Annotated in this window: 11 protein-coding genes; 4 read left to right on the plus strand and 7 right to left on the minus strand. The window is 71.7% G+C overall.

Going from position 1 to position 13,565, the window contains the following annotated elements; all coding sequences use genetic code 11:
- The first annotated feature begins 220 nt into the window (after positions 1–220).
- Entirely contained in the window at positions 221–1,603 is a 1,383-nt protein-coding gene (locus ACIODU_RS27365) for a cysteine desulfurase/sulfurtransferase TusA family protein (RefSeq protein WP_401770631.1), read from the plus strand.
- A gap of 29 nt (positions 1,604–1,632) precedes the next feature.
- Here the strand turns inward: ACIODU_RS27365 and ACIODU_RS27370 are convergent, their stop codons facing one another.
- Positions 1,633–2,607 carry a carbohydrate kinase family protein gene (locus tag ACIODU_RS27370; RefSeq protein WP_401770633.1) on the minus strand — a complete coding sequence of 325 codons (975 nt, stop codon included), beginning with the start codon at positions 2,605–2,607 and terminating at the stop codon, positions 1,633–1,635.
- Between the two features lie 140 nt (positions 2,608–2,747).
- On the opposite strand from ACIODU_RS27370, the gene ACIODU_RS27375 reads away from it, so the two are divergent.
- The gene (locus ACIODU_RS27375; protein WP_401770849.1) at positions 2,748–3,005 is read left to right on the plus strand and encodes a hypothetical protein; all 258 of its coding nucleotides are present in this window, start codon (positions 2,748–2,750) and stop codon (positions 3,003–3,005) included.
- A 134-nt stretch (positions 3,006–3,139) separates the two neighbouring features.
- Positions 3,140–4,630 (plus strand): hypothetical protein, encoded by a 1,491-nt coding sequence (locus ACIODU_RS27380; RefSeq protein WP_401770635.1) that lies wholly within the window; start codon positions 3,140–3,142, stop codon positions 4,628–4,630.
- 112 nt (positions 4,631–4,742) lie between these two features.
- Here ACIODU_RS27380 and ACIODU_RS27385 read toward each other — a convergent pair whose 3' ends face one another.
- On the minus strand, positions 4,743–5,099 hold the full coding sequence (locus ACIODU_RS27385; RefSeq protein WP_161310179.1) for an iron-sulfur cluster assembly accessory protein: 357 nt from the start codon (positions 5,097–5,099) through the stop codon (positions 4,743–4,745).
- 258 nt (positions 5,100–5,357) lie between these two features.
- On the opposite strand from ACIODU_RS27385, the gene nadA reads away from it, so the two are divergent.
- Positions 5,358–6,554 (plus strand): quinolinate synthase NadA, encoded by a 1,197-nt coding sequence (gene nadA, locus ACIODU_RS27390; protein ID WP_401770637.1) that lies wholly within the window; start codon positions 5,358–5,360, stop codon positions 6,552–6,554.
- Between the two features lie 112 nt (positions 6,555–6,666).
- Here nadA and ACIODU_RS27395 read toward each other — a convergent pair whose 3' ends face one another.
- From ACIODU_RS27395 to ACIODU_RS27415, 5 genes are all read right to left on the minus strand, one after another.
- The gene (locus ACIODU_RS27395; protein ID WP_401770640.1) at positions 6,667–9,819 is read right to left on the minus strand and encodes an efflux RND transporter permease subunit; all 3,153 of its coding nucleotides are present in this window, start codon (positions 9,817–9,819) and stop codon (positions 6,667–6,669) included.
- Positions 9,820–10,018: 199 nt separating this feature from the next.
- Complete coding sequence (locus ACIODU_RS27400) at positions 10,019–10,705, minus strand: response regulator transcription factor (RefSeq protein WP_356430773.1); 687 nt, start codon at positions 10,703–10,705, stop codon at positions 10,019–10,021.
- Positions 10,702–12,000 (minus strand): sensor histidine kinase, encoded by a 1,299-nt coding sequence (locus ACIODU_RS27405; RefSeq protein WP_401770644.1) that lies wholly within the window; start codon positions 11,998–12,000, stop codon positions 10,702–10,704. The genes ACIODU_RS27400 and ACIODU_RS27405 overlap by 4 nt, the downstream gene beginning before the upstream one ends.
- Before the next feature lie 191 nt (positions 12,001–12,191).
- Positions 12,192–12,473, minus strand: coding sequence for a hypothetical protein (locus ACIODU_RS27410; protein WP_356430777.1), 282 nt, complete (start codon positions 12,471–12,473; stop codon positions 12,192–12,194).
- 9 nt (positions 12,474–12,482) lie between these two features.
- Positions 12,483–13,268 (minus strand): PspA/IM30 family protein, encoded by a 786-nt coding sequence (locus ACIODU_RS27415; RefSeq protein ID WP_356430778.1) that lies wholly within the window; start codon positions 13,266–13,268, stop codon positions 12,483–12,485.
- Positions 13,269–13,565: the final 297 nt, after the last annotated feature.

Below are 13,565 nucleotides of genomic sequence, written 5' to 3' on the forward strand. Positions count from 1 at the left end.
CGGCCGTGTCGGTCGGTCGCCGGCCCTGACGCGGGCAGGGGTTTGGATGTTTATGCGGACCAAACCCTACTGGACGCAATTTGGGGTCACGCAGCGAGGGTGCCCAACGCGCCGCCGCGCACCTCGAAGGGGTGGAATACCCCCCTCCGGGACGCTTCTGACACCCCCTCCGGGCGCCGTCGCCGACTGGGCCGCCGGGCCCCGGGGTTAGCGTGGCGGCGTGCCCTACTTCGACGCCGCCTCGTCCGCCCCGCTCCACCCCGTCGCGCGCCAGGCGCTCCAGGCCTCGCTGGACGAGGGGTGGGCCGACCCCGCCCGGCTGTACCGGGAGGGGCGGCGGGCGGCGCTGCTGCTGGACGCGGCGCGGGAGGCCGCGGCGGAGGCCGTGGGCTGCCGTCCCGACGAGCTGGTGTTCACCCCGTCCGGGACGCACGCGGTGCACGCGGGCGTGGCCGGGGTCCTCGCGGGCCGCCGGCGTGTCGGCCGGCACGTGGCCGTCTCCGCGGTGGAGCACTCCTCGGTGCTGCACGCGGCGGCGTCCGGCGGTGACGTGACCGAGGTGCCGGTGGACCGGTTCGGGGCGGTTTCGCCCGAGTCGTACGGTGAAGTCCTGCGTACGGACACGGCGCTGGCCTGTCTCCAGTCCGCCAACCACGAGGTGGGGACGGAGCAGCCGGTGGCCGGGGTCGCCGGGGTGTGCCGGGACCGGGGGGTCCCGCTGCTGGTGGACGCGGCGCAGTCGCTGGGGTGGGGGCCGGTGGAGGGCGGCTGGTCGGTGCTGACCGCGAGTGCCCACAAATGGGGCGGTCCGGCGGGGGTGGGGCTGCTGGCCGTCCGCAAGGGGGTGCGGTTCGCGCCCCAAGGCCCGGCCGACGAGCGGGAGTCGGGGCGGACCCCCGGCTTCCAGAACATTCCGGCGGTCGTGGCGGCGGCGGCGTCCCTGCGCGCGGTACGGGCGGAGGCCGCGGCGGAGGACGCGCGGCTGCGGGCGCTGGTGGACCTGGTCCGGGCCCGGGTGCCGGAACTGGTCCCCGATGTCGAGGTGGTGGGCGATCCGCTGCGCCGACTCCCCCACCTGGTGACCTTCTCGTGTCTCTATGTCGACGGCGAGGCGCTGGTGCACGCGCTGGACCTGGCGGACTTCTCCGTCAACTCCGGCTCGTCCTGCACGAGCAGCACGCTCACCCCCAGCCATGTGCTGCGGGCGATGGGCGTGCTGTCGGAGGGGAACGTACGGGTCTCGCTGCCGCCCGGCACCCCGGCGGCGGAGGTGGAGCGGTTCCTGGAGTTGCTGCCCGGGGCGGTGGCGGGGGTACGGGAGCGGCTGGGCGCGCCGGTCACGGTCACCGGTCCGGGCGCGACGCCCCCGCTCGTGGTGGACACGCTGGTGGTGGACGCGCTCGGGCGTCGCTGCCCGATCCCGGTGATCGAGCTGGCGAAGGTGATCGCGGACGTGCCGGTCGGCGGGACGGTGACGGTCCTCGCGGACGACGAGGCGGCGCGGCTGGACATCCCGGCGTGGTGCGCGATGCGGGGCCAGGAGTACGTGGGCGAGGAGCCGGCGGACCACGGTGCCGCGTATGTGGTCCGCCGGGTGTCGTGAGGCGGGGGGCGGGACCGCCCGGCGCCGCCTCAGACCAGGTGCGCCCTGACCTCGGTGGCCGCGTCGTGGCCGTACGCCTTGGTGAAGCGCTCCATGAAGTGCGTGCGGGCGAGCGTGTACTCCTGGGTGCCGACCGTCTCGATGACGAGTGTCGCCAGCATGCAGCCCACCTGGGCCGCGCGCTCCAGGCCGACGCCCCAGGACAGGCCGGAGAGGAAGCCCGCGCGGAAGGCGTCGCCGACTCCGGTGGGGTCGGCCTTCCTGTCCTCCTCGGGGCAGCCGACCTCGATCGGGTCCGCGCCGACGGATTCGATGCGCACGCCGCGCTTGCCGAGGGTGGTGACGCGGTGGCCGACCTTGGCGAGGATCTCCTCGTCGGTCAGGCCGGTCTTGGACTCGATGAGCCCCTTCTCGTACTCGTTGGAGAAGAGGTAGGTGGCGCCTTCGAGCAGGGTGCGGATGTCGTCGCCGGTCATCCGGGCGATCTGCTGCGAGAAGTCCGCGGCGAACGGGATCTTGCGGGAGCGGCACTCCTCGGTGTGGCGGAGCATCGCCTCGGGGTCGTCCGCGCCGATCAGGACGAGGTCGAGGCCGCCGACGCGGTCGGCGACCTTCTTGAGCTCGATCTGGCGGGCCTCGCTCATCGCGCCCGTGTAGAAGGAGCCGATCTGGTTGTGGTCGGCGTCCGTGGTGCAGACGAACCGGGCCGTGTGGAGGACCTCGGAGATCCGGACCGAGGCGGTGTCGACGCCGTGCCGGTCGAGCCAGGCGCGGTATTCGTCGAAGTCCGCGCCGGCGGCGCCGACCAGGATGGGTCCGGTGCCGAGCTGGCCCATGCCGAAGCAGATGTTCGCGCCGACACCGCCCCTGCGTACGTCGAGGTTGTCGACCAGGAAGGAGAGGGAGACCGTGTGGAGCTGCTCGGCGACCAGCAGGTCGGAGAAGCGGCCGGAGAAGGTCATCAGGTGGTCGGTGGCGATGGAGCCGGTGACTGCGATTCGCACGGCGTGAACGCTCCTGGGGAGGAGAACGGTTGACAGTTCACGCTACCGGTTGCCCGGCCGCCCTCCTAAGAGGCCCCAACCCGGAAAATGACCCGAAAGTACAACTTTCTTCGCGAGCCGGTCCGTGCGACGCTTCGTCCATGGCCATGGACAGCGTGCCGTTCGAGAACCCCTTGAGTACCCCTCCGGCCGGAAGTGAGACCGGAAGTGAGACCGATGGTGGGGACGAGGTGACCCTGGCCGGGCTCCGCGAGGACTGCGCGCGGATGGCGGCGCACTGGGCAGCGCGGTCCGCCGGGACGCGGGCCCCCGTACCGCCGTCCCTGATCCACGGCGTGACCGTACCGCCGGGATCAGTGCGGCTGCTGGACAAGATGTCCGGGTACGGCGACTGCTGATCCGGATCGGCCGCGCGCGCCCGATCCGGGCCGACTCCCCGCCTGTCCCCCCTTCGGGGGAACCGCGCGGCGCTCCCTTCCGTCCCACCGGTGTCCCCGTCCGGGGACACGTACGTGGTCGAAGGAGCGAAGCCGTGACGAGTACGGAGGGTACGGAGCCCGACCCGAGCACCGGTACCGGCGGTCCGCGCCGGCGGCGTTCCCCGCTGGCCGTCGCGACGGTGGTGGCAGCGGTCCTGATCGCGGGGGGCGGCGGGCTGTATCTCGCGGGCGCCACCCCGGGGGGCGGGGGTGGCGGCGCGGGGGCGAAGAGCGAACCCCCGCCCCTCGCCCTGGACAGCGCGGCCCGGGCCGCGGAGCCGTCAGCGCCGCCCCCGGGGATCGCGCCGGGCGAGCCGGACCCGAACGGGGTGACGTACCGCGCCGGTGTCGAGCTGCCCGAAGGGCCGGACGCGGCGCCCGTCTTCCGCACGGACGGCACGGTCACCTCGGCCGACGTGGCGGAACTGGCGGCGGCGCTCGGTGTGGCGGGGACCCCGCGCACGGACGGGACGACGTGGAAGGTGGGCACGGACCAGGACGGTTCCGGGCCGCTGCTGCGGGTGGAGAAGCAGGCCCCGGGGACGTGGACGTTCGCGCGCTTCGGTCCTTCGCCGGGCGGTGACAACTGCCTCAAGGGCAAGAGCTGCCCGAGCGGGGACCTCGCGGCCGGCGAGGGGGCCGCGGTGAGCGAGGCGGCGGCGAAGAAGGCCGCGGCCCCGGTGCTCAAGGCGCTGGGCCAGGACGACGCGAAGCTGGACGCGCGGCAGGTGATGGGCGCGGTCCGGGTGGTGAACGCGGATCCGGTGGTCGGCGGGCTGCCCACGTACGGCTGGTCGACGGGGATCCAGGTCGGCGCGGACTCCACGGTGACCGGCGGCAGCGGGCAGCTCCTGGCCCCGGAGCGGGACCGGGAGTACCCGGTGGTCGGCGCGGACGCGGCACTGGCGGAGCTGAACCGTACGGCCGGCGGCCCGCCCGGGCCGGGGATCGGCGGCTGTGCGACGGCGGAGCCGCTGGAGGGCGAGATGAAGCCCGCCGCTCCCTGCGAGCCAGGGACGGGTCCCGCCGCCCCGGAGCCGCTGGTGATCGACCGGGCGGTCTTCGGGCTCGCCCTGGAGGCCGAGGGCGGCGCACCGGCGCTGGTGCCCGCGTGGCTGTTCCGGGTGGCGCCCGGCGGGGGCGCGGAGCCGTACACGGTGACCAGGACGGCGGTGGCGCCGGAGTTCCTGACCGCGCCGGCGGCACCCTCCGTACCGCCGCACAAGGAGGCACCCGGCGGGGGCGGGTCGGGGGCTGTCGATCCGGACGGCGCCGGTGGGGCGCTGCGCCCCATGATCTCGTACGACTCCGAGGGCACGACCCTGACCGTGCGCTTCTGGGCCGGGGTGTGCGGGTCGTACGCGGCCCGGGCCGACGAGAAGGGCCCGGACGTGAAGGTGACCGTGTACCAGGCGGATCCCGACCCCGACCGGGTGTGTGTGGCGATGGCGAAGGAGCGGACGGCGACGGTGGCGCTCAAGGCGCCGCTCCGGGAGCGGAGCGTGGTCAACGCGGCCACGGGTGAGCCGGTGCCGCGAGGCTGAGGAGGTGACACGGGGCCCGTACGGTCCCGTGGTCACGCGCACGCGAAAGGCGGCGGTCCCGGTCGGGGCCGCCGCCTTTCGGTGCTGGTCCGGTACGGCCGGACCGGCCGTACTAGCTGAAGGAGTCTCCACAGGCGCAGGAGCCCGACGCGTTCGGGTTGTCGATCGTGAAGCCCTGCTTCTCGATGGTGTCGACGAAGTCGATGGAGGCGCCGCCCAGGTAGGGGGCGCTCATCCGGTCGGTGACGACCTTGACGCCGCCGAAGTCCTTGACGACATCCCCGTCGAGCGAGCGCTCGTCGAAGAAGAGCTGGTAGCGGAGGCCCGAGCAGCCGCCGGGCTGGACAGCCACGCGCAGCGCGAGGTCGTCCCGGCCTTCCTGGTCCAGCAGGGCCTTGACCTTGCCCGCGGCTGCATCCGACAGGAGGATGCCGTCGCTCACGGTTTTGGTGTCGTCCGATACGGACATCTGCTTCTCTCCCGGGTTGGTACGGACTGCTTGCCGACACTGCAACCGGCGCGGCCGCGGATTCATTCCGGACCCTGGCGTGTGTCATTCCCTTCTTCATGCTCGCACACGGGGTCGCGGAACGGGAGCGGGAGCCTTCGCGGGATTCCCGAACGGGAATGCGTCACATCGACGCTATCGCCATCGTCAAAGTGACATGAAGCGGTTATGATAGATAACGTCAAATAGACGAAAAGGCTCGTTCGCAGAGAAGAAAGGGTGCGTGACGTGACCACCGCCCAACCCCAGCAGGACCTGGCCGTCCAGCCGACTCCCCTCGCCCTGCTGCTGCTCGGCCGCCAGGCCGACCCGCGCAGCGAGCGGGGCGTGGAGTGTCCCGGCGATCTGCCCTCCCCGTCCGACCCGGACCTGGTGGAGCGCGCCCGCGCGGCAAAGGAGAAGCTCGGGGACAAGGTGTTCGTCCTCGGCCACCACTACCAGCGCGACGAGGTCATCCGGTTCGCCGACGTCACCGGTGACTCCTTCAAACTCGCCAGGGACGCCGCCGCCCGCCCCGAGGCGGAGTACATCGTCTTCTGCGGGGTGCACTTCATGGCCGAGTCGGCGGACATCCTCACCGGCCCGGGCCAGAAGGTGGTGCTGCCGGACCTGGCGGCGGGCTGCTCCATGGCCGACATGGCGACGGCCGAGCAGGTCGCGGAGTGCTGGGACGTCCTGACGGAGGCCGGGATCGCCGAGCGGGTCGTGCCGGTCTCGTACATGAACTCGTCGGCGGACATCAAGGCCTTCACCGGCAGGCACGGCGGCACGATCTGCACGTCCTCGAACGCCGAGCGCGCGCTGAACTGGGCCTTCGAGCAGGGCGACAAGGTCCTCTTCCTGCCGGACCAGCACCTCGGGCGCAACACCGCCGTACGGGACCTGGGGCTGTCCCTGGAGGACTGCGTCCTCTACAACCCGCACAAGCCGAACGGCGGGCTGACCACCCAGGAGCTGCGGGACGCCAAGATGATCCTGTGGCGCGGCCACTGCTCGGTGCACGGCCGGTTCTCGGTCGAGTCCGTCCGTGACGTGCGGGAGCGGATCCCGGGGGTGAACGTCCTGGTGCACCCGGAGTGCAAGCACGAGGTCGTCAGCGCCGCCGACTACGTCGGCTCGACCGAATACATCATCAAGGCGCTGGAAGAAGCCCCGGCCGGCTCGAAGTGGGCGATCGGTACGGAGCTGAACCTGGTCCAGCGGCTGGCGAACCGTTTCGCCGCCGAGGACAAGGAGATCGTCTTCCTCGACCGTACGGTCTGCTTCTGCTCCACCATGAACCGCATCGACCTGCCACACCTGGTGTGGACGCTGGAGTCGCTGGCCGAGGGCAACGAGGTCAACCGGATCCAGGTCGACAAGGAGACGGCGGACTTCTCCCGGCTGGCGCTGGAGCGGATGCTGTCGCTGCCGTAGGCACGTACACGTACGACCGCATGACCAACGGCGTACGACCACATGACACCGCCCCCGGAGCAGTCGCTCCGGGGGCGGTGCGGTGTGCGGTGTGCGTGCGTGGACCGGTCGGTCAGACCTTCGCGGGCTCCGGAGCCGAGGGCTCCGACGGGGCGGATCCCGCCTCGGGGTCCCGCTTGGCCGCCTTCTTGGCCGCCCGGCGCTCCTTGCGCAGCTCGACCATCGCGTACAGCGTCGGTACGAGCAGCAGCGTCAGGACCGTGGACGAGATCAGACCGCCGATCACCACGACCGCCAGCGGCTGGGCGATGAAGCCGCCCTCGCCGGTGATGCCCAGGGCCATCGGCAGCAGCGCGAAGATCGTCGCCAGGGCCGTCATCAGGATCGGGCGGAGCCGGTGACGGCCGCCCTCGACGACGGCCTCGACCACGCCGAGCCCCTGCTTGCGGTACTGGTTGATCAGGTCGATCAGCACGATCGCGTTGGTGACCACGATGCCGATCAGCATCAGCATGCCGATCATCGCCGGGACGCCCAGCGGGGTCCCGGTCACGATCAGCAGGCCGAGGGCGCCGGTCGCCGCGAACGGGATGGAGACCAGCAGGATCAGCGGCTGGATCAGCGACCGGAAGGTGCCGACCAGCAGCATGAAGACGATCGCGACGGCCGCCAGCATGGCGAGCCCCAGGTTGACGAACGCGTCGTCCTGGTCCTGCGAGACACCGCCGATGGAGGCGGTCGCCCCGGCCGGCAGCTTCAGCGCGTCGATCTTCGTCTGGAGCGTGGCGCTCACCGCGCCGGTGTTGTCACCGGTCGGCCTGGCCGTGATCGTCGCCGCGCGGGCGCCGTCGATCCGGGTCATCGAGACCGGCCCGGGGACGAGCGCCACGTCGGCGATCTGGCCGAGCTTGACGCCGTTCAGCGGCAGGTTCTTGAGCTGGGCGATCGTCACGGCCGGGGTGGCCGAGGTGACCACGACGTCGCGTTCGGTGTCGTCCAGGATCGCCGTACCGGCCTGGGTGCCGCGGACGGCCTGGCCGACCACCGCCCCGAGGGTCGCGTCGTTGTAGCCCGCGTCCGCCGCCTTGGGCGTCGCCTTGACCGAGATGCGCGGCACGCTCTGCGCCAGGTCGCTCTGGACGTCGGTGACGTCGTCCAGCGTGGCGACGGCGTCCCGTACCTGCGCGGCGGCCTTTTCGAGCACCGCCCCGTCGGAGGCCTTCACCACGACGCTGAGGTCCTGGCTGCCGAAGCCGCCGCCCGCGGAGACCGTGGTGTCGCCGATGCCGTCGACGCCGGCCAGCTCCTTCTCGATCCGGTCGGTGGTCTCCTCGTACGTCGAGGCGTCCTTGAGCGTGATGTTGTACGACGCCTGGTTGGCGCCCGTACCGCCGCCGAAGGCCGCCAGGAAGCCGGACGAGCCGACCGTGACCTGGTAGTCCTTGATCGTGTCGATGCCCGCGAGGACCTTCTCGACCTTCTTCGCGGCGGCGTCGGCCGTGGTGAGCCCGGTGCCGGCCGGCAACTCCTGGTTGAGGGAGATGACTTCCTGGTCGCCCTGGTCGAAGAAGTTGGTCTTGAGCAGCGGCGCCATGCCGAACGTGGCGATCAGCACGACGGCCGCGATGCCCACGCTGGTGAGGCGCTTGCGGGTGGCGAAGCGCAGCACCGGCACGTAGAAGCGCTGGAGCCGGCTCTTGTTCTCCTTCTCCTCCGCCAGGCGGCGGGCCTCGGCGGGTTCGACGCCGACGGACTCCTTCGGCGGGCGCAGGAACCAGTACGAGAACACCGGTACGACGGTCAGCGAGACGAGCAGCGAGGCGAGCAGCGCCGCCGTCACGGTGAGCGAGAACGAGCCGAACAGTTCGCCGACGATGCCGCCGACCAGTCCGATCGGCAGGAACACGGCGACGGTGGTGAGGGTGGACGAGGTGACCGCGCCCGCGACCTCCTTGACCGCCACGGTGATGGCGCTGTAGCGCTCCTCGCCGTAGCCCAGGTGCCGCTTGATGTTCTCCAGCACCACGATCGAGTCGTCGACGACCCGGCCGATCGCGATGGTCAGCGCGCCGAGGGTGAGCACGTTGAGCGAGAGGTCGCGCGTCCACAGGACGATCAGCGCCAGGACGACGGAGAGCGGGATGGAGATCGCGGTGACCAGGGTGGAGCGCAGCGAGCCCAGGAAGACCAGGATCACGATGACCGCGAAGAGCAGGCCGAGCGCGCCCTCGGTGGTCAGTCCGGAGATCGACTTGGAGACGGCCGGGCCCTGGTCGCTGGCGACGGTGAGGGTGGCGCCGGAGCCGAGGTCCTCGCGCAGGTCCGGCAGCTTGTCCTTGACGGCGTCGGAGATGGCGACGGCGCTGCCGTCCTTGTCCATCGTGATCGCGATCGCGAGGCTGGGCCTGCCGTTCGTCCGGGCCAGGGAGACCGCGGTGGACGGCTTCTCCTCGACGGTGGCGAGGTCACCGAGCCGTACGGGCTTCGCGGGCCCGGCCGGGCCCGCGCCGCCGGGGGCGGGCTGGGGGGTGATCCGCAGGTCCTCGATCTGCCGGAGCGAGGTGTAGCCGCCGCCGACCTGCACGGTACGGCTCTTGCCGTCCTCCTCGAAGGAACCGGCGGGGACGGTCGCGCCGCCGGTCCGCAGCGCGTCGGCGAGTGCCTGGTTGCTCAGACCGGCCGCGGCGAGCTTCTTGGGGTCGGGGGTGACGGAGACCTGGAGGTCCCGCACGCCGTCCACGGTGACCTGGCCGACGCCGTCGATGTCCTCCAGGGCGGGGACGACCGAGCGGTCCAGCTGGTCGGCGAGCGCCTGCTGGTCCTTGTCGGAGGTGACGGCGAGGACGACGGTCGGGATGTCGTCCGTCGAGCCGGCCACGACCTGCGGGTCGACGGTGTCGGGGAGCTGGCTGCGGGCCCGGTTCACGGCCTGCTGGACGTCCGCGACGAGCTGCTTGGTGTTCTCGCTGCCGAAGTCGAAGCTGGCCATGACGACGGCGTTGCCCTCGCTGGCCGTGGAGGTGACACCGCTGATGCCGTCGACGGCCTTGAGCGAGTTCTCCAGGGGCTCGACGACTTGCTTCTCGACCACGTCCGGCGAGGCGCCCTGGTAGGGGGCGAGCACGGAGACGATCGGCAGTTCGATGGACGGCAGCAGTTGTTGCTTGAGCTGAGGGATCGCGATCGCGCCGAAGACGATCGCGATGATCGACATCAGCCCTATCAGGGCCCGTTGCGCGAGGCTGAATCTGGACAGCCAGGACATGGGGTCTCTCTTCTGTGGTGTACGCGGCAGGGTGGGCGCGGGAGCCCGACCGGGGAAGTCTGCGGGGACGGTCCCACCGTGCGGGCACAGTGACGGCCGTCCTCCTCTACGATCTGCCATCCCCGGGGCGGATGCGTAGCCCGTAGGTCCATTTCCTTACGCACCGCATACCGCGTCTGGAGTACGTGGCGGTGTGGCGTCACTCCACCCTTGGACGGACCAGGCCCGATTCGTACGCGATTACCACCAATTGGGCACGGTCGCGGGCACCGAGTTTGGCCATCGCCCGGTTCACATGGGTCTTGACGGTCAGCGGGCTCACCGCGAGGCGCTCGGCGATCTCGTCGTTGGAGTGGCCGCCCGCGACGAGCACGAGGACCTCGCGCTCGCGCACGGTGAGCGCGGTGAGGCGCTCGGAGTACGCCGCCATGTCCCGGTCGTCCACCGAACTGCCGCCCTGGGCGAGGAAGGTGGCGATCAGGCCCTTGGTCGCGAGGGGCGAGAGCAGCGCCTCGCCGGCGGCGGCGATCCGGATCGCGTTGAGCAGTTCCTCGGGCTCCGCGCCCTTGCCGAGGAAGCCGGAGGCGCCCGCGCGCAGCGACTGGAGCACGTACTCGTCCACTTCGAACGTCGTCAGCATCACGACGTGCACCCCGGCGAGTTCGGGGTCGGCGCTGATCATGCGGGTGGCGGCGAGGCCGTCCGTACCGGGCATGCGGATGTCCATCAGGACGACGTCCGCGCGCAGTTCGCGCGCGAGGGTGACGGCCTGGGCGCCGTCGGCGGCCTCGCCGACGACCTCCATGTCGGGCTCGGAGTCGACCAGGACGCGGAAGGCGCTGCGCAGCAGCGTCTGGTCGTCGGCGAGCAGCACCCTGATGGTCATGCGGTCTCCCCGGTGGGCGCGGTGGGTGTGGGCGGTGGTACGGCGGGGGTCCGCGCGGGCGGCGCGGAGGAGGCCGCCTGGAGGTGCCCCTTCACCGGGAGTATGGCCTGGGTGCGGAAGCCTCCCCCGTAGCGGGGTCCCGCGGTGAGGGCGCCGCCGAGCGCGGTGACCCGTTCGCGCATGCCGAGGAGGCCGTGGCCGCCGCCGTCGGCCGGTTCGCCGGTGCCCTCGCCGTTGTCGAGGACGGTGACCTCGACGGTCGGGCCGACCCGTACGACACTCACCTCGGCCCTGGCGCCGGGCCCCGCGTGCTTCCGCGTGTTGGTCAGGGCCTCCTGGATGATCCGGTACGCGGCGAGGTCGACGGCGGCGGGCAGGCGCGGGACGCCCTCGCCGGCCGCGAAGGTGACGGGCAGGCCCGCGTTGCGGAAGGTCTCCAGGAGCCCTTCGACGTGCGCAAGCCCGGGGGCCGGTTCGGTGGGCGCCTCCGGGTCGCCGGACTGGCGCAGCAGCCCGACGGTGGCGCGCAGCTCGTTGAGCGCGGAGCGGCTGGCCTCCCGTACGTGGGCGAGGGCTTCCTTGGCCTGGTCGGGGCGCTTGTCCATGACGTGGGAGGCGACGCCCGCCTGGACGTTGACGAGGGCGATGTGGTGCGCGACGACGTCGTGCAGGTCGCGGGCGATACGGAGGCGTTCCTCGGCGACGCGTCGGCGGGCCTCCTCCTCGCGGGTCCGTTCCGCGCGTTCGGCCCGCTCCCGTATCGCGTCGATGAAGGCGCGCCGGCTCCGTACGGCGTCCCCGGCCGCGCAGGCCATGCCGCTCCAGGCGAAGACCGCGAGGTTCGCCTGCGCGTACCAGGGGCTTGAGCCGAAGCACATCGCGGCGGCGGTGAGGACGGTCATGGTGGCGAGGCCGACGCGCCAGGTGGTGGGGCGGTCGGTGTGGGCGGCGACGGTGTAGAGCGCGACGACGGCGCTGACGACGACGGGGGCCGGGGGGTCGCCGGTGACCAGCTCCACGGCGGTCACCGCGCCGGTGCACAGCAGGACGGGCATGGGGGCGCGGCGGCGCAGGACGATCAGGGCGGCGCCGAGGAGCATGAGGCAGACGCTGAGGACGGTGGGGCTGCGGGTGCCGAAGGTGGGGGTGTTGTGGCCGGTGCTCGGATCGGCGAAGGAACCGACCAGCATGGCGACGAAGACGGCGGCGGCGAGGACGCCGTCGGGCGCGAGGGGGTGCGCGCGGGCCCAGGACCGGGAGCGCGTGAACGCGGTGCCGAGGGAGGTCGTCGTCACCTGAGCCACGGTACGGGGTGGGGGAAGCGCGGGAGCCGCCGCGGACAGGGCGGTGCCCCACGTCCCTGAGGAGGTGGGGCAGCCGGGGTGCGGGATGTGCGTGTGCGCCCGACGGGCACGCCTTCGACCGGACCTGTCGTCCGACCGGACCTGTCCTTCGACCGGACCGGTTCAGACCGACGGGATCAGCTTCAGACCGACGGGATCAGCCCGTCGTCGTCGAGCAGCGCGCGGACCTCGTCCAGCGTCGCGCCCGGCGCCGGCAGAATCAGCCCCGACGGCTCCAGGGCGTCCTCCGCCAGCGGCTCGCCCAGCTCGCGGACCTTGCCCAGGAGAGCGTGGAAGGTACGGCGGAAGCCGTCCTCGTCGCCGCCCCTGACCTCGGCCAGCAGTTCGTCGTCCAGCGTGTTCAGTTCGGCCAGGTGGCTGTCCGCGAGCTTCACCTGGCCCTCCCCCATGATCCGTACGATCATGACGAGCCCCTACTGTTTGTTGAATTTGTCCTGGTTCTGGGGGGCGTCCTGCTTGTCGCCCTGGCCGCCCTCGATCGCCTGCTGCGGCGAACCGCCGGCGAGCTCCGCCTTCATGCGCTGGAGCTCCAGCTCCACATCCGTACCACCGGAGATCCGGTCCAGCTCGGCGGCGATGTCGTCCCGCGCCACGCCCGACTGGTCCTCCAGCGCGCCCGACGCGAGCAGCTCGTCGATCGCGCCCGCCCTGGCCTGGAGCTGGGCCGTCTTGTCCTCGGCCCGCTGGATCGCCATGCCGACGTCGCCCATCTCCTCGGAGATGCCCGAGAAGGCCTCCCCGATCCGGGTCTGCGCCTGCGCGGCGGTGTACGTGGCCTTGATCGTCTCCTTCTTCGTACGGAAGGCGTCGACCTTGGTCTGGAGGCGCTGCGCGGCGAGCGTGAGCTTCTCCTCCTCGCCCTGGAGCGTCGTGTGCTGCGTCTCCAGGTCGGTGACCTGCTGCTGGAGCGCGGCGCGGCGGGACAGCGCCTCGCGCGCCAGGTCCTCGCGGCCGAGCGCCAGCGCCTTGCGGCCCTGGTCCTCCAGCTTGGTCGACTGCCCCTGGAGCTGGTTCAGCTGAAGCTCCAGGCGCTTGCGCGAGGTGGCCACGTCGGCCACACCACGCCGCACCTTCTGGAGCAGTTCGAGCTGCTTCTGGTACGAGTAATCGAGGGTCTCGCGCGGATCCTCGGCCCGGTCAAGGGCCTTGTTTGCCTTCGCGCGGAAGATCATCCCCATACGCTTCATGACACCGCTCATGGGCTTCGCGCGCCCCCTTCTGACGGACGTGAGATCCAGCACTTCAACAGAACCCACAGTACGGGCCCTGTCTCTATTACCGCACTGTTCGGAGGCGAATGCGCTCCTCCCCAAGGACGACTGTTCCCCGATCCGGTCAGGCGCGAGGAGTAGCCGACCCTGAGGAAACTCAGGTACACCATGCGCACAACAGGCGCACAACAGGCCCGGAACGGACAAAGTCCGCGTCTGTACCGGTAGAGACGTCCGCTGTTGCGGGATCGTTCCCCGCGGGGGTGGGGCCCAACCGCGACACCC

The organism is Streptomyces sp. NPDC088261, assembly GCF_044740805.1.
Lineage (GTDB): Bacteria > Actinomycetota > Actinomycetes > Streptomycetales > Streptomycetaceae > Streptomyces.

What these genes read in the sequence shown, in the direction of transcription:
- ACIODU_RS27375 (WP_401770849.1), top strand. Translation starts at nt 2,748, where the DNA reads ATGGCCATGGACAGCGTGCCGTTCGAGAACCCCTTGAGTACCCCTCCG.
- ACIODU_RS27385 (WP_161310179.1), bottom strand. Translation starts at nt 5,099, where the DNA reads ATGTCCGTATCGGACGACACCAAAACCGTGAGCGACGGCATCCTCCTG.
- ACIODU_RS27395 (WP_401770640.1), bottom strand. Translation starts at nt 9,819, where the DNA reads ATGTCCTGGCTGTCCAGATTCAGCCTCGCGCAACGGGCCCTGATAGGG.
- ACIODU_RS27400 (WP_356430773.1), bottom strand. Translation starts at nt 10,705, where the DNA reads ATGACCATCAGGGTGCTGCTCGCCGACGACCAGACGCTGCTGCGCAGC.
- ACIODU_RS27410 (WP_356430777.1), bottom strand. Translation starts at nt 12,473, where the DNA reads ATGATCGTACGGATCATGGGGGAGGGCCAGGTGAAGCTCGCGGACAGC.
- ACIODU_RS27415 (WP_356430778.1), bottom strand. Translation starts at nt 13,268, where the DNA reads ATGAGCGGTGTCATGAAGCGTATGGGGATGATCTTCCGCGCGAAGGCA.